14 protein-coding genes are annotated in these 14,808 nt (G+C 58.2%); 6 read left to right on the plus strand and 8 right to left on the minus strand.

Annotated features, from left to right (window positions below; all coding sequences use genetic code 11):
• Nucleotides 1–117: 117 nt before the first annotated feature.
• Nucleotides 118–1,692 (minus strand): 2-polyprenylphenol 6-hydroxylase, encoded by a 1,575-nt coding sequence (gene ubiB / locus QE453_RS10505; RefSeq protein ID WP_309758460.1) that lies wholly within the window; start codon nucleotides 1,690–1,692, stop codon nucleotides 118–120.
• A gap of 36 nt (nucleotides 1,693–1,728) precedes the next feature.
• Entirely contained in the window at nucleotides 1,729–2,505 is a 777-nt protein-coding gene (ubiE, locus tag QE453_RS10510; protein ID WP_045532977.1) for a bifunctional demethylmenaquinone methyltransferase/2-methoxy-6-polyprenyl-1,4-benzoquinol methylase UbiE, read from the minus strand.
• 143 nt (nucleotides 2,506–2,648) lie between these two features.
• Here ubiE and mutM point away from each other — a divergent pair, with 143 nt between their 5' ends.
• From mutM to dnaA, 4 genes are all read left to right on the plus strand, one after another.
• Nucleotides 2,649–3,545: a bifunctional DNA-formamidopyrimidine glycosylase/DNA-(apurinic or apyrimidinic site) lyase gene (mutM, locus tag QE453_RS10515; protein ID WP_045532975.1), complete on the plus strand. Its 897-nt coding sequence runs from the start codon at nucleotides 2,649–2,651 to the stop codon at nucleotides 3,543–3,545.
• A gap of 27 nt (nucleotides 3,546–3,572) precedes the next feature.
• The gene (locus QE453_RS10520) at nucleotides 3,573–4,346 is read left to right on the plus strand and encodes an enoyl-CoA hydratase (RefSeq protein ID WP_045532973.1); all 774 of its coding nucleotides are present in this window, start codon (nucleotides 3,573–3,575) and stop codon (nucleotides 4,344–4,346) included.
• Nucleotides 4,347–4,541: 195 nt separating this feature from the next.
• On the plus strand, nucleotides 4,542–4,808 hold the full coding sequence (gene rpsT / locus QE453_RS10525) for a 30S ribosomal protein S20 (RefSeq protein ID WP_309777033.1): 267 nt from the start codon (nucleotides 4,542–4,544) through the stop codon (nucleotides 4,806–4,808).
• 865 nt (nucleotides 4,809–5,673) lie between these two features.
• The gene (gene dnaA / locus QE453_RS10530; RefSeq protein ID WP_309777035.1) at nucleotides 5,674–7,137 is read left to right on the plus strand and encodes a chromosomal replication initiator protein DnaA; all 1,464 of its coding nucleotides are present in this window, start codon (nucleotides 5,674–5,676) and stop codon (nucleotides 7,135–7,137) included.
• 68 nt (nucleotides 7,138–7,205) lie between these two features.
• On the opposite strand, the gene hemW is transcribed toward dnaA, so the two are convergent.
• The 3 genes from hemW to rph are packed head-to-tail and all read right to left on the minus strand — an operon-like array spanning nucleotide 7,206 to nucleotide 9,789.
• Nucleotides 7,206–8,405: a radical SAM family heme chaperone HemW gene (hemW, locus tag QE453_RS10535; RefSeq protein WP_077986818.1), complete on the minus strand. Its 1,200-nt coding sequence runs from the start codon at nucleotides 8,403–8,405 to the stop codon at nucleotides 7,206–7,208.
• Nucleotides 8,406–8,410: 5 nt separating this feature from the next.
• Nucleotides 8,411–9,055: an RdgB/HAM1 family non-canonical purine NTP pyrophosphatase gene (rdgB, locus tag QE453_RS10540; protein ID WP_004439530.1), complete on the minus strand. Its 645-nt coding sequence runs from the start codon at nucleotides 9,053–9,055 to the stop codon at nucleotides 8,411–8,413.
• 17 nt (nucleotides 9,056–9,072) lie between these two features.
• Nucleotides 9,073–9,789: a ribonuclease PH gene (rph, locus tag QE453_RS10545; RefSeq protein ID WP_003503798.1), complete on the minus strand. Its 717-nt coding sequence runs from the start codon at nucleotides 9,787–9,789 to the stop codon at nucleotides 9,073–9,075.
• 136 nt (nucleotides 9,790–9,925) lie between these two features.
• Here rph and hrcA point away from each other — a divergent pair, with 136 nt between their 5' ends.
• Together hrcA and grpE are read left to right on the plus strand one after the other, a co-directional pair.
• Nucleotides 9,926–11,017, plus strand: a complete 1,092-nt coding sequence (gene hrcA / locus QE453_RS10550) for a heat-inducible transcriptional repressor HrcA (protein WP_022555500.1) — start codon at nucleotides 9,926–9,928, stop codon at nucleotides 11,015–11,017.
• 112 nt (nucleotides 11,018–11,129) lie between these two features.
• Nucleotides 11,130–11,765: a nucleotide exchange factor GrpE gene (gene grpE, locus QE453_RS10555; protein ID WP_022555501.1), complete on the plus strand. Its 636-nt coding sequence runs from the start codon at nucleotides 11,130–11,132 to the stop codon at nucleotides 11,763–11,765.
• Between the two features lie 82 nt (nucleotides 11,766–11,847).
• Here the strand turns inward: grpE and ptsN are convergent, their stop codons facing one another.
• The 3 genes from ptsN to rpoN all read right to left on the minus strand — a co-directional run bounded on the left by ptsN (nucleotide 11,848) and on the right by rpoN (nucleotide 14,749).
• Complete coding sequence (gene ptsN / locus QE453_RS10560; protein ID WP_004439537.1) at nucleotides 11,848–12,309, minus strand: PTS IIA-like nitrogen regulatory protein PtsN; 462 nt, start codon at nucleotides 12,307–12,309, stop codon at nucleotides 11,848–11,850.
• 82 nt (nucleotides 12,310–12,391) lie between these two features.
• On the minus strand, nucleotides 12,392–12,964 hold the full coding sequence (gene hpf, locus QE453_RS10565; RefSeq protein WP_003520085.1) for a ribosome hibernation-promoting factor, HPF/YfiA family: 573 nt from the start codon (nucleotides 12,962–12,964) through the stop codon (nucleotides 12,392–12,394).
• 234 nt (nucleotides 12,965–13,198) lie between these two features.
• Nucleotides 13,199–14,749: an RNA polymerase factor sigma-54 gene (rpoN, locus tag QE453_RS10570; protein ID WP_112555969.1), complete on the minus strand. Its 1,551-nt coding sequence runs from the start codon at nucleotides 14,747–14,749 to the stop codon at nucleotides 13,199–13,201.
• Nucleotides 14,750–14,808: the final 59 nt, after the last annotated feature.

Below are 14,808 nucleotides of genomic sequence, written 5' to 3' on the forward strand. Positions count from 1 at the left end.
CACTATCGCGGCTTCAAAGCAGCCCTTTACCCGCACAACTGCCTGACCCGAGGAAAGGCCAGGTCTTTATTACCTCGAGACGTTACACAAACATGGCACGGAAACGTGCCGAGATGTTCAGCTTACCTTGATGGCAATAAAGACAAGCGTCAGCGCAATAACCCACAGCGCTATCCGCCCCCATCTGGTATGGCGCGCTTCCGCCCTGCCGATGGCTTCTGCGGTCTGGGCGTCGAAACGCAAGCCGTGCTCGCTCATATACATCAGTTCGGAATGCAGCTTCTCCGTCTTGGCGGCGATTTCCGGCGCTGCCTCGGCGAGCTTCAGGGCGGCCTTAACGCCGTCTTTCAGATCGGTTACGACCCGTTTCGGGCCAAGATTGTCCCTTATCCAGCCACCGACAACAGGGTCAGCCGCCTTCCACATGTTGAAGCGCGGATTGAGCATACGCGACACGCCTTCCACCACCACCATGGTCTTTTGCAGCATCACGAGTTCCGGCCGGGTTTCCATGTCGAAAAGCTCGGTGACTTCAAAGAGAAGGGTCAGGAGCTTGCCCATGGAGATCGTCTCGGCCGGCTGGCCGTGAATTGGCTCGCCGATGGCGCGGATCGCCTGCGCGAAACTCGCTATGTCGTGATGGCCCGGCACGTAACCGGCCTCGAAATGTACTTCCGCCACCCGCATGTAATCGCGCGTGATGAAGCCGTAGAGGATTTCGGCGAGAAACCGCCGCTCCTTTTTCCCGAGCCGTCCGGCGATGCCCATATCGACCGCGACTATCATGCCCTGCGGATCGACGAAAAGATTGCCGGGATGCATGTCGGCATGGAAAAAACCGTCGCGCAGGGTGTGCCGCAGGAAGGACTGAATCAGTGTGTCGGCGAGCTTGTTCAGGTCGTGACCGGCGGCCTTCAGGCCTTCAATGTCCGACATCTTGACGCCGTCGATCCACTCCATGGTGACGACGTCACGACCGGTGCGTTCCCAGTCGACTTCGGGAACACGAAAACCGGGATCTTGCCTGGTATTTTCCGCAAGCTCGGAAAGGGCGGCGGCCTCAAGCCGCAGATCCATCTCGATCTTGGTGGTCTGCTCCAGCGTGCGCGTCACTTCGACCGGGCGCAGACGACGGGCCGAGCGGACAAAGCGCTGTTGCAGGTCGGCGATCAGATACATCGCCTCGAGATCGTTCTGGAAGCGTTGTCGCACGCCGGGACGGATCACCTTCACGGCAACCTTGCGTGGCCCCTTTGGCGTATCCACAATCGCCGGATGGACCTGGGCGATGGAGGCGGCGGCGATCGGGTCGCCAAATTCCCTGTAGAGTTCCGAAACCGGCCGTCCGAGCGATCCCTCGATATTCGCTTTGGCGGCTGCTGCTGGGAAAAAGGCCATGCGGTCCTGAAGGCTTGCGAGATCGTCTGCGAACTCCGCGCCCACCACATCCGGACGGGTGGCCAGAAACTGACCCATCTTCACATAGGACGGCCCAAGCCGCTCGACAGCCACCGCCAGCCGATCACTACGCTGCGCTCTTTTCGCCTTGCTACGGGCGAATGGCTTCAGCAGGGCTTTTAACACCTGCGCGGGAGCGGGCAGGTCATCGGACGGCAGGGCCAGCACGACGCCTTCGCGCACGAGAACCCAGCCAACCCTTGCGAGGCGGAAATATGCGCCCAAAGTGCTCATGCTTATGCTTGTCTCCTGCCTATGCCGGCCATGGTCTTAGAGCTTCCAGCCGGAATGCAGGGCGGCGATGCCGCCGGTGTAATTGGTATAGGTCACGCGGGAGAAGCCGGCGGTGCGGATCATCGTCGCAAAATCCTCCTGATTGGGGAATTTACGGATCGATTCGACCAGATACTGATAGGGTTCGGCGTCGCCGGTAATCATCTTGCCGAATTGCGGAATGGCATTGAACGACCACGCGTCGTAGACGCGATCAAGCAGCGGCATCTCAACTTCGGAAAACTCCAGCACCAGAAGCCGCCCGCCGCGCTTCAGCACACGGTGCGCTTCCTTCAGCGCAACGTCGATGCGCGGAACATTGCGAATGCCAAAGGCGATCGTATAGGCGTCGAAGCTGTTCGCCTCAAAAGGTAGTTCCTCGGCATTGGCCTCCACGAAGGTCAAATTGTCCGAAAGCTTCTTTTTCGCCGCGCGCTCTTCGCCGACGGCAAGCATCGAGCCGTTGATATCGAGAACGGTGGCATGCGCCAGACGGTTGGAAGCTTCGACGATCCTGAAGGCAATATCCCCGGTACCACCAGCCACGTCCAGAACCTTGTAGGAGGGATCCTTGCGCGGCGAAAGCGAGGACACCATGGCGTCCTTCCACAGCCGGTGCAGGCCGGCCGACATCACGTCATTCATGATATCGTAGCGCTTGGCCACCTTGTGGAAGACCTCGTTGACCATCCCCTGCTTCTGGCCTTCGTCCACCTTGTGGAAGCCATAGGACGTTTCCATGCCGCCTTGGGCGGTGGTACGGGCGTCGGTCATCGTCTGTCTCCATATTTATTGCGTGGCGGACCATAGCGGAAACGCCATGGCGACGCTATCTGTTGCCGCATCGCCTGGGCGCGACATTTCGCGTGCACTTTATAGACCACATGGTCCTAACGAAAAACTGCCGGATAAGCCAGATGCCAGAATTGCCAGAAGTCGAAACCGTCAGACGCGGCCTTGCTCCCGCCATGGAAGGGGCAAGGGTTCGCAAGCTCCATCTCGGCCGCCCCGACCTGCGGTTTCCGTTTCCAGAGGATTTCGCGGAGCTTATCGAGGGGAAGACAATCATCTCGCTCGGAAGGCGGGCAAAATATCTTCTGATCGAGCTGGAGGACGGGCTGACAATCGTGTCCCATCTCGGCATGTCCGGCTCTTTCCGCGTGGAAGCGGAAGCCGATGCAGAAGGCAGCATACCCGGCGTGTTCCACCATCCCCGCTCGAAGGACGGCAAGCACGACCACGTCGTCTTTCATCTGGATAAAGGCGAAGAGCGCATCTGCGTTATCTACAATGATCCGCGTCGCTTCGGCTTCATGCATCTGGTGGAGCGCAGCAAGCTCGATCTTTATCCCGCCTTTGCGGAACTTGGCCCGGAGCCAACAGGCAATACGCTGAGTGCGGATTATCTCGCGAGCCGGTTCGACGGTAAAAGCCAACCGCTGAAAAGCACGCTGCTGGACCAGAAGGTTATTGCCGGCCTCGGCAATATCTATGTCTGCGAGGCGCTGTGGCGCGCCCATCTTTCCCCCCTGCGTGCCGCCGGAACGCTGGTAACGAAAGGTGGCAAGCCCACAGCGAAGCTCGTCGATCTCACGGAGAAAATCCGCGATGTCATCGCCGATGCCATCGCCGCCGGGGGCTCATCATTGCGCGACCATATACAGACGGACGGAACGCTTGGTTATTTCCAGCATTCCTTTTCGGTCTACGATCAGGAGGGGCAGCCTTGCCGTACCCCCGGCTGCAGGGGTACGGTTGAAAGGGTGGTGCAGGCTGGCCGCTCCACCTTTTATTGCGCCGCCTGCCAGAAATGAACGAACGACGGAGAAGGGGAGACTGCCGTGGATTATGAAACGATATTGGTCGAAAAGCGCGACGAGGTGGGGGTCATCACGCTCAATCGTCCAAAGGCGCTAAACGCTCTCAATTCCGTGCTTCTGAAAGAGTTGCGACACATCCTGTCTTCATTTTCCGTGGACGATTCCATCGGTGCGGTCGTTATCACCGGCTCTGAGAAGGCATTTGCGGCTGGTGCCGATATCAAGGAAATGCAGGGGCTGGATTTCGTCGATGCCTATGTCGGCGATTTTCTTGGCGGCTGGGACGAGGTTGCGGCCACCCGCAAACCCGTCATCGCCGCCGTTTCCGGCTTTGCCCTCGGGGGTGGGTGCGAACTCGCCATGATGTGCGACTTCATCATAGCATCCGATACGGCAAAGTTCGGCCAGCCGGAGATCACGCTGGGTGTCATTCCAGGCATGGGCGGCTCCCAGCGGCTGACGCGCGCGGTGGGCAAGGCAAAGGCGATGGACCTCGTTCTGACTGGCCGCATGATGGATGCGGCGGAAGCCGAGCGCGCCGGTCTCGTATCGAGAATCGTGCCAGCCGCGAACCTGATGGACGAGGCGATGGAGGCCGCCACCCGCATCGCGTCGCTGTCGCGTGCCTCCGTGCTCATGGCCAAGGAAAGTGTCAATCGTTCCTTCGAAGTGCCGCTTTCGGAAGGTCTGAGATATGAAAGACGGTCCTTTCAGTCGCTTTTCGCCACGGCAGATCAGAAGGAGGGCATGGCGGCCTTCGTCGAAAAGCGCAAACCTGCTTTCCGGAATCGCTAAGGATTCGGAATATCGGCGCTTTTAAGCGTTTTGCGCGTTGACGGGCGTAAGCTTTAGCGGTATATGCCCGCCCACGGTTAAGGAAAGCCATCCGGCTTGTCCGAAATTACTCCCGCATTCTTGGGTTACGTGAGGTCTTCGAAAGACCCGATCCTCTGGTTGCGGAATTTGGTTTGAATTCGAAGAGAGGCATACATGGCCAATACAACTTCGGCGAAAAAGGCGACCCGCAAGATCGCTCGCCGTACCGCAGTCAACAAGGCTCGCCGTTCGCGCGTTCGCGGCTTCATCCGCAAGGTCGAGGAAGCTATCGCTACCGGTGATCTCGCTGTCGCTACCGAAGCTCTGAAGGCAGCTCAGCCCGAGATCCAGCGCGCCGCTACGAAGGGCGTTCTGCATGGCAACACGGCATCCCGTAAGGTGTCGCGCCTTGCACAGCGCGTGAAGGCTCTTTCCACCTAATCCGGCTAATTACAAATAATTATTCAAAAAGCCTGGTCTTTGACCGGGCTTTTTCTGATTCTAACCGCCTGTTAATCATTCCTCCCGTAACGTGACAAATGCGTGTCAACTGAACGACAGGAAAAACTAAGCAAAAACAAATACTTGCTGGAGGTCTTCTCCAAAATGGGAAGCTTGCTCTACGGAAGTCGGGGCAAGTTTTGAGTCAAGAAGATTTTTATTTTTTTGCCAAAACAGGCTCTCAAAAAACGCCAAAATTGAATCTCATTGATTCATAAGCGATTCTGCTTTGAACCTTGACGGTGATGCAAAACGGCCTTTGCGAGTCAATGGCCGATCTACGTTTTTGCAGAAAAAACGCCATTGATCTCTCCCCACGATCCTGCCTAAATGCATTCCAACAAGGGGTGCGGATCTCAGTCCACAGATTATCTCGATGTTCGTATCGACGATATTCACCTTCTTGCTGACGGGTCTTTCGAGGTCCGTTTTTTCAGGTCATGGAGCTTTTTGTACCGTTTCGGTCTCGGAACGGGCGGGAGCTTTTTGTCCTCAAAAATGCGCCTTAAGGTTGTGGCGAAAGGAGCGTTTTGAGCGTGTCGCAGGCCTCTCCATGAGGGAGAGGGAAATGGGAAACCGGCTCGCAAACGAGAATAGTCTTTGACGTTCTTTCGAGGGGAACGCTGGAGGCGGGAATAAACGAGGGGGATCTCTGGCGATCTATTTTGGTCGTCAGGCTATGATTGGCAATTTGAAAGGCGGCAATATGCAATTGAATTTGGCGATGGGTGCGGTGGCTGATGGGGACCGCGCACCAAAGGCATGTGATGCAGCTTGCTCAGAAGCGGCAGGGGACAAATCGGCAATGAGGCATGATGCGCTGTTTGAACGTTTTAGCGCGCGGCTCAAGGCACAGGTTGGTCCGGAAGTCTATGCGAGCTGGTTTGCACGGCTGAAACTCCATTCCGTTTCAAAAAGCGTCGTTCGTTTTACCGTTCCGACGACCTTTCTGAAGTCCTGGATCAATAACCGTTATATGGACCTGATCACCAGCCTCGTGCAGAGCGAGGATCCGGATGTGCTGAAGGTGGAGATTCTGGTCCGCTCGGCCAGCCGCCCGGTGCGCCCGGCCCAGGCTGAGGAACGGGCACAGCCCGCTCAGGAAATCGGGGCGGTTCAGCGCAACAAGCCTTTTGTCCCGCAGCAGCCCGCGGCGGCGCCTTCTGCGCAGCCCGTGGCCGCGCAGGCAACCCTGCGTCAGGGCGGCTCCGGTCCGCTGTTCGGGTCACCGCTGGATACCCGTTTCACCTTCGAGACGTTTGTAGAAGGTTCCTCCAACCGTGTTGCGCTTGCAGCCGCAAAGACGATCGCAGAAGCCGGCGCCGGCGCTGTGCGTTTTAATCCGCTGTTCATCCATGCGGGTGTGGGCCTCGGCAAGACACATCTTCTGCAGGCCATCGCGAATGCGGCCATCGACAGCCCGCGCAATCCGCGCGTGGTTTATCTGACGGCCGAATATTTCATGTGGCGTTTCGCAACCGCGATACGTGACAATGACGCTCTGACGCTGAAGGATACGCTGCGCAATATCGATCTGCTCGTCATCGATGACATGCAGTTTCTGCAGGGCAAGATGATCCAGCACGAATTCTGCCACCTGCTGAACATGCTGCTCGACAGCGCCAAGCAGGTCGTGGTTGCGGCTGACCGCGCTCCATGGGAACTGGAATCGCTCGATCCGCGCGTGCGCTCCCGCCTTCAGGGCGGCATGGCCATCGAGATCGAAGGGCCCGATTACGACATGCGTTATGAAATGCTCAACCGCCGCCTCGGTTCGGCCCGTCAGGAAGATCCTTCCTTTGATATTTCGGACGAAATCCTGACCCATGTCGCCAAAAGCGTTACGGCGAGCGGCCGCGAACTTGAGGGTGCGTTCAACCAGCTGATGTTCCGGCGCTCTTTCGAACCGAATCTGTCGGTCGATCGGGTCGATGAACTACTGTCGCATCTCGTCGGCACGGGCGAGGCCAAGCGCGTGCGTATTGAGGATATTCAGCGGATCGTCGCCAAGCATTACAACGTGTCGCGGCAGGAACTGGTGTCCAACCGCCGCACCCGAGTCATCGTCAAGCCACGCCAGATCGCCATGTATCTGGCGAAGATGCTGACGCCGCGGTCTTTCCCGGAGATCGGCCGCCGTTTTGGCGGACGTGACCATACCACGGTTCTGCATGCGGTGCGCAAGATCGAGGAGCTGATCTCCGGCGATACCAAGCTCGGTCATGAGGTCGAGCTGCTGAAGCGCCTGATCAACGAAAACAACGCATGAAAAAAGCGGCCTCCGGGCCGCTTTTTTATTGTCTTCTTGTTTGAGGATTAAAGCCGGATGCGCGGGTGTCAGCAGGCGAGGTCGGCGACGACGGCGTCCAGAATGAGCATGCCCGATGGGGTGCAGCGCAGCCGGGAGTTTCCGAGCCGCTCCACAAAGCCGTGCTGGAGAAGAAACTCTTCCTTTTCCGGGTCGAGGTCGCGTCCGGAAAGATCGCTCCAGCGGGCGAGATCGATGCCTTCCCGCAGGCGAAGGCCCATCAACAGCAATTCGTCGGCCTGTTCATCGACGCCGAGGAGTTCCTGATCGATCATGCCGTGGCCTTCCCGCTCAACGGTTTCCAGCCAGGTCTCAGGGTGGCGTTCGGTTGCCGTTGCGAGCTTGGAGGAGCCGCGCGTCAGACGCCCATGCGCGCCAGGACCGATGCCCGCGTAATCGCCATAACGCCAGTAGGTGAGGTTGTGGCGACTTTCAGCACCGGGCCGGGCATGGTTGGAAACCTCGTAGGCCGGCATGCCGTAACGCTCGGTGATTTCCTGAGTGGCTTCATAAAGCACGGCCGAATGCTCGCCATCTGGCACGATGAGTTTGCCGGCCTTGTGCAGGCCGTAGAAGGGCGTGCCCTCTTCGATTGTCAGCTGATAGAGCGACAGATGGTCAACGGCATAGGAGACTGCTTCCTTCAGCTCGGCGTCCCATTCGGCCACCGTCTGGTTCGGGCGGGCATAGATGAGGTCGAAGGACATACGCGGGAAAATCTCACGCGCCAGCCTGATGGCTTTCAGGGCGTCAGCGACATCATGCAGCCGTCCGAGGAATTTCAGGTCGCGGTCATTCAGCGCCTGCACACCGAGAGAGACGCGGTTGACGCCCGCCGCCCGGTAACCGCGAAACCGCTCTGCCTCGACGCTCGAAGGATTGGCTTCCATGGTGATCTCGATACCATCCGGCACATGCCAGAAGCGCGAGACGCCATCAAGAAGTGCTGCGACTGTCTGCGGGTCCATCAGCGATGGCGTGCCGCCGCCCATGAAGATGCTGGTGACGACGCGCGGGCCGCTCAGCGACCGCATATGTTCCATTTCACGCAGGAAGGCAGCCGTAAACCGCTCCTGATCTACCGGCCGGTGGCGGACATGGCTGTTGAAATCGCAATAGGGGCATTTGGCCGCGCAGAAGGGCCAATGCAGATAAATCCCGAAACCGGGATCGCCCGTATCCGGCAGAAGCGATGCGCCGGGGGCATAAAGTTGGTGCTCCCCGACCATCGGGTTCATGCCTCCAGGCAGGTTTCTACGAATTTTTTAAACGCACGGGCACGGTGCGATAGCGCAAAGCTGTCGCCATGTTTCCAGCCGTGTTTTTCGTCCGCGGTCATCTCACCGAATGTGGTGTCGTAACCCTCGGGTTTGAAGATCGGATCATAGCCAAATCCGCTCGTTCCGCGCGGTGGCCAGACGACAGTGCCTTCCACCTCGCCACGGAAATACTCGACATGACCGTCGGGCCAGGCCAGGCACAGCACGCTGACAAAGCGGGCCGTGCGATCTTCCGGTTTCGATGCGCCATGCTCGGCCAGTGCATCTTCAACTTTCCGCATCGCCATGGCGAAGTCGCGTGTGCCGTCAGCCGTCTCCGCCCAATTGGCGGTGTAGACACCGGGCGCACCGTCAAGCGCGTCGATAACCAGACCGGAATCGTCGGACAAAGCCGGAAGACCGGATGCCTTAGCAGAGGCAAGCGCCTTGATGGCGGCATTTTCTTCGAAGGTCGTACCTGTCTCGTCCGGCTCTTCGAAGTTGAGCTCAGCCGCCGACTTGGCGGAAAAGCCGAAAGGGCCGATCAGATCGGCAATTTCGGCAATCTTGCCTTTGTTGTGGCTGGCGACGACGATGGTTCTGGTATCGAGCTTGCGCATCACGCTTTCCTGTCGGCTCAGGCGATGGCCTGTTTCTGAAGGGCGACCAATTCGCTGCAGCCGGCTTTGGCCAGGCCGAGCAGCGTCAGGAATTCTTCTTCGGAAAAGGGCGCGCCTTCAGCAGTACCCTGAACCTCGACGATACCGCCCGAGCCGGTGATGACGAAATTCGCGTCGGTTTCGGCGGAGGAATCTTCGAGATAGTCGAGATCGATAACCGGCTGGTTGGCGAAGATACCGCAGGAGATCGCCGCGATATGATCCTTCAGGACTTTCTCGACCTTGATCATGTTGCGGGTTTCCATCCACTTCAGGCAATCGTGCAGCGCGATCCACGCGCCGGTAATGGAGGCGGTGCGGGTACCGCCATCGGCCTGGATGACGTCGCAATCGATGCTGATCTGGCGTTCGCCGAGCGCCTGCAGGTCAACGACGGCGCGCAGCGAGCGGCCGATGAGGCGCTGGATTTCCTGCGTACGGCCGCCCTGCTTGCCGGAAGCAGCTTCGCGCTTCATGCGTTCATGGGTGGAGCGCGGCAGCATGCCATATTCTGCGGTAACCCAGCCCTTGCCGCTGTTGCGCAGCCACGGCGGCGTCTTTTCTTCGAGGCTTGCGGTGACGAGCACATGCGTGTCGCCGAATTTCACGAGACAGGAGCCTTCGGCATGTTTCGAGAAATTGCGCTCGAAGGAAACCTTGCGCATCTGGTCGGTTTTTCTGCCTGAAGGCCGCATATGATCCACTCTCCATGTTGGTCCCTGCCTTCTAAGGCGAGGTCCTGGCTTTTGCAAAGCCAATTTCCATTTTGCCGCGGCCGCGCGACGCATTATATTGATGGCAGACAGGATATGGACGACAAAGAACGGACGAATGGGCTTTTCTGCACCGCTTTCAAAAGATCAGGCATCGCTTCTCGATGAACGGTCGCGGGAAATTTTCCGGCGCATCGTCGAAGGTTATCTCGATACCGGCGAACCGTTGGGCTCACGCAGCCTGTCGCGGCTGCTGCCGATGTCGCTTTCACCGGCCTCCGTCCGGAACGTCATGAGCGATCTGGAGGAACTGGGCCTCATCTATTCCCCTCACATCAGCGCGGGGCGCCTTCCTACCCAGACCGGGTTGCGCTTTTTCGTCGATGCCTTCATGCAGGTAGGCGATCTGCCGGCGGAGGAACGCGCAAGTATCGATCGCCAGATCGGGCCGGTCGCCGGTCACGAGCAATCGCTGGAAGGGCTGCTGACGGAAGCGAGCCGCATGTTGTCCGGGATGTCGCGGGGCGCAGGCCTGGTGCTGACGGCCAAGAACGATGTGGTGCTCAAGCATGTCGAATTCATCAGGCTCGAACCGACCAAGGCGCTCGCCGTGCTGGTGGGTGATCATAATCAGGTCGAAAATCGCATCATAGAGTTACCGACTGGCATTTCTTCGTCACAGTTGACCGAGGCTGCGAATTTCATCAATGCCCATCTGTCCGGCCAGACGCTGCAGGAATTGCGCGGCCAGTTCCAGAAGCAGCAGGCGGAGCTGCAATCCGAACTCGGCACGCTGGCACAGGATCTCATCGAACGCGGTCTGGCTGTCTGGGCGGGCGATAGCGAGGACGGCAAGCTTGGTCGTCTCATCGTTCGCGGGCGGTCCAACCTGCTGGAGGGACTGGCCGGCGAGGAAGACATCGATCGTGTTCGCCTGCTCTTTGACGATCTGGAGCGTAAGGAAAACCTCATTGAAATCCTCAACCTCGCGGAAAGTGGGTCGGGAGTGAGGATTTTTATCGGTTCGGAAAACAAGCTCTTTTCGCTGTCGGGTTCCTCGCTCATCGTCGCGCCGTATCGTGACGAGGACAATCGTGTCGTTGGTGCGGTCGGCGTCATCGGGCCCACCAGGCTGAATTATGCCCGTATCGTGCCCATGGTGGATTACACCGCGCAGATCATGGCCCGCCTTTCCCGCAAACAGAGATAGACAAGCCGGCAAGGAAGGAGAATGCGGCAAGCTTTTCGCCGCAAGCCTTGATTTTTGCCCGCCAAAGCTCGATATCGGGCGCAACCACTAACAGTCTAATCTGGAGAACGTCATGACCGACGATACAAAAAAGCCCGGACCTGACGCGGACGTCGCGGAAGAGTTTGTCGAACCTGTTCAGGCAGGCGAAGAACAGGCTGAAACGGCGGAGCCCGATCCGGTCGAAGCGCTCAAGGCGGAAAATGCCGACCTGCGCGACAAGTTCCTGCGCCTTGCCGCGGAAATGGACAATCTTCGTCGTCGCACGGAACGCGACGTAAAGGATGCCAAGACCTACTCCATGGCCGCTTTTGCCCGCGACATGCTGGCGGTTTCAGACAATCTTCGCCGCGCTCTCGAGGCCATTCCCGCTGAGCTCAAGACCAATGGCGAAGCCGGCCTGAATGGCTTGATTGAAGGTGTCGAAATGACCGAGCGCTCGATGCTGTCGACGCTGGAACGCCATGGCGTGAAGAAGATCGATGCCGAAGGCCAGAAGTTCGATCCGAATTTCCACCAGGCCATGTTTGAGATTCCCAACACGACGGTTCCCAACAATACCGTATTGCAGGTAATTCAGGCCGGTTTCACCATTGGCGACCGCGTTCTGCGCCCCGCCATGGTCGGTGTCTCCAAGGGCGGCCCGAAGGCGGAAACCGCTGCCTCGGCCGAACCGGGCACCGCGTCGGTCAATGAAAAAGACGCTTGAGGCCATCTGTGCCGACGTAACGAAAAACGCGCCTTCAGGGCGCGTTTTTTATTGCCATTAACTGGGAATAGAAGGCCTGCCGTCAGGCAGCCGTTGCCTGTTCCTGATTAAGGAAGGCGTAGATCGCCGTATCGGAATCTGTAGCACGCAGCTTGGCCACCAGTTCAGGGTCGCGCAGGGCACGCGCAATGCGTGAAAGTGCCTTCAGATGGTCGGCGCCGGCACCTTCTGGCGCCAGCAGCAGGAAAACCAGATCAACAGGCTGATCGTCCAGCGCTTCGAAATCGACCGGCGTTTCAAGACGTGCGAAAACACCGGTGATCTGCTGGATGCTGTTGAGCTTGCCATGGGGAATGGCAATGCCGTGGCCCACACCGGTAGAACCGAGCTTTTCACGCTGGAGGATGACGTCGAACACTTCCCGTTCCGAGACTCCGGTAATTCTGGCTGCCTTTGCGGCCAGCTCCTGAAGCAGCTGCTTTTTGGAATTCACCTTGAGGGCGGGAATAATCGCATCTTGTTGCAGCAAATCTGCCAACGCCATTCTCTTTTTCCTTCATGCCATCGAGACGAGGCGGAAGGCAGATGCACTTTCGCGTCCTGCCTTCCACGTCTTGTCAGACTGTTCAGCTCTTGATCGTTTCCGCGTCGATCCAGCCGATATTGCCGTCGTGACGCCGGTAGACGATGTTGAGATATTCCTTGCCCGGGCTGCGGAACAGCAGAACCGGTTCGTCGGTCATGTCGAGCGCCATTACGGCACTGGCAACAGACATGGTCTTAATCTGTTTCGAACTCTCGGCCACAATGGTGGGTGCGTAATCTTCGGGGACCTCGTGGTCCTCATCGGGAATAGCATCCATCACCGTATAGGCGATTTCCTGCGACACGCCGTTCGCACCATTGTGATGGTCCTTGAGCTTGCGCTTGTAGCGACGCAGGCGCTTTTCGATCCGCTCGGCGGCGGCATCGAAGCTCGCTTGCGGATCATTCGCCTGACCCGCCGCATGCAATACAACGCCCGTATCGAGATGCAGCTTGCAATCGGCCGCAAAACGCGATCCGGACTTCTCTACGGTCACTTGGCCTGAATACCCCCCATCGAAGTATTTGGTAACCGCCAGACCTATATTGTCCTCAATCCGCTGACGGAAAGATTCACCGATCTCCATATGTTTACCAGATACACGCACACTCATGGAAATTTTCCTTTTTGTAGTGATTTGCGAGTACCAGCTTACGTCAAGCCGCGCGCGCATCCAAGCGTTTCGAAGACCTTAAAAAGCCCTCATTCGAATTTTACGCCCATGGACGGTGGAGATGAATCCGTTACAAATGACCTTGCTTACGTGTGCGGCGGGCTTCTAGCCCTTGCCGCGACAAGAGTCAATGGTGCGGCAAAAAACCGCCATAAACGTGATCGGGTTCATCGCTCAGAAGGCGGACAACCTGGCAAGAGCCTTCTTTTCCCGGCGTCTTTGCACGGAGGAGGGGATGTTCATCGCCTCCCGATATTTGGCGACGGTGCGGCGGGCGAGATCGATACCGTTCTTCTTTAGATTGTCTACGATATCGTCGTCGGAAAGCACCGCATCAGCCGCTTCCTGCGCAATCATGGCCTTGATGCGGTGACGAACTGCTTCCGCTGAATGGCTGTCACCGCCTTCCACAGCGCTGATCGACACGCTGAAGAAATATTTGAGCTCGAACAGCCCGCGTGGCGTCAGCATGTATTTCTTTGATGTCACACGGCTGACGGTGGATTCGTGCATCTTGATGGCGTCCGCAACCGTCTTCAGGTTCAGCGGCCGCAGGTGATCCACGCCATTGAGGAGAAAGGCATCCTGCTGACGCACGATCTCCGTCGCAACCTTCATGATCGTCCGGGCGCGCTGGTCGAGGCTGCGGGTCAGCCAATGGGCGGTCTGCATGCATTCAGCCAGAAAGTCCTGGTCCTCTCCTGCGCGAGCCTTGTGTTTCGAGACTTCGGCGAAATAGCTCTGGTTGATGAGCACGCGTGGCAGGGTCTCGGGATTGATTTCCACCAGCCAGCCGCCGGAAGAGGAGGGACGAACGATGATATCGGGAACGATGGTCTCCGAAACCGCTGAATCGTAGCCTGCACCGGGGCGTGGATTGAGCGTGCGGATTTCCGCCAGCATGTCGAGTAGATCTTCCTCATCGACCCCGCAGAGTTTCTTTAAGGAGGCGAAATCCCGTTTCGCCAGAAGCTCGAGATTGTCGATGAAAGCCCGCATGGCCGGGTCGAGCCGGTCCTTCTGCGCGAGCTGGATCGCCAGACACTCGCTCAGTGAACGTGAAAATACGCCGGGAGGATCGAAGCCTTGGAGTGTCTTCAGAACCCGCTCGACAGTCGAAGGAGCCGCTCCCAGCCGCTCGGCGACGTCGTCGACAGCGTCTGCGGCGATATAGCCGGTCTCATCGAGTTGGCCGATAAGCACATCGGCGATCATCCTGTCTTCGGGGGAAGAGATGGAGAGCGGCAATTGCTGACTGAGATGGTCGCCCAGGCTCTGTTTTGCGGCGACGAAGTCATCGAGATCGTAACTTTCGCCGGATTCCTGGCCCGGCATCGATTTCCACTGGCTCGCCAGTTCGGGCGCATCGGCCTTTCTCGGCTCGCCATCGTCGGGAAAGACGTTTTCGAAGCTCGTGTCGAGTTGCTCGCCAAGATTGGCGGCGCGATCCCCGTACCAGTCTTCACTATCCGCGGTCACGCTGGGGGATTTTCCCGCGCCGTCACCATCGCTGTCGCCGAAATTGTCGGCTTCCGCCGGCATGTCATTGCTCAAATCGCCATCGTTTGCCGCAATTTCCAGCAGCGGATTACGTTCCACCTCCTGCGCGATAAACTGCGTCAACTCGAAATGCGTCATCTGAAGCAGCTGGATGGACTGCATCAGTTGCGGTGTCATCACGAGAGACTGGTTTTGACGCAGCAAAAGGCTGGCAGACAATGCCATGGCGAACGCGAAACTCCCTTTACAGCTTCTCCGTCGCCAGATTTTCCAGAAATTTTACC

Origin of the sequence: Agrobacterium sp. SORGH_AS_0440, assembly GCF_031453135.1 — a bacterium.
In the GTDB taxonomy this organism is placed as follows: Bacteria; Pseudomonadota; Alphaproteobacteria; order Rhizobiales; family Rhizobiaceae; genus Agrobacterium; species Agrobacterium pusense.

Coding starts and splice junctions, on each gene's coding strand:
- grpE (WP_022555501.1), top strand. CDS start 11,130: ATGACCGACGATACAAAAAAGCCCGGACCTGACGCGGACGTCGCGGAA.
- ptsN (WP_004439537.1), bottom strand. CDS start 12,309: ATGGCGTTGGCAGATTTGCTGCAACAAGATGCGATTATTCCCGCCCTC.
- ubiB (WP_309758460.1), bottom strand. CDS start 1,692: ATGAGCACTTTGGGCGCATATTTCCGCCTCGCAAGGGTTGGCTGGGTT.
- rph (WP_003503798.1), bottom strand. CDS start 9,789: ATGCGGCCTTCAGGCAGAAAAACCGACCAGATGCGCAAGGTTTCCTTC.
- hemW (WP_077986818.1), bottom strand. CDS start 8,405: ATGGTCGGGGAGCACCAACTTTATGCCCCCGGCGCATCGCTTCTGCCG.
- mutM (WP_045532975.1), top strand. CDS start 2,649: ATGCCAGAATTGCCAGAAGTCGAAACCGTCAGACGCGGCCTTGCTCCC.
- hpf (WP_003520085.1), bottom strand. CDS start 12,964: ATGAGTGTGCGTGTATCTGGTAAACATATGGAGATCGGTGAATCTTTC.
- dnaA (WP_309777035.1), top strand. CDS start 5,674: ATGAGGCATGATGCGCTGTTTGAACGTTTTAGCGCGCGGCTCAAGGCA.
- ubiE (WP_045532977.1), bottom strand. CDS start 2,505: ATGACCGACGCCCGTACCACCGCCCAAGGCGGCATGGAAACGTCCTAT.
- rpoN (WP_112555969.1), bottom strand. CDS start 14,749: ATGGCATTGTCTGCCAGCCTTTTGCTGCGTCAAAACCAGTCTCTCGTG.
- hrcA (WP_022555500.1), top strand. CDS start 9,926: ATGGGCTTTTCTGCACCGCTTTCAAAAGATCAGGCATCGCTTCTCGAT.
- rdgB (WP_004439530.1), bottom strand. CDS start 9,055: ATGCGCAAGCTCGATACCAGAACCATCGTCGTCGCCAGCCACAACAAA.
- rpsT (WP_309777033.1), top strand. CDS start 4,542: ATGGCCAATACAACTTCGGCGAAAAAGGCGACCCGCAAGATCGCTCGC.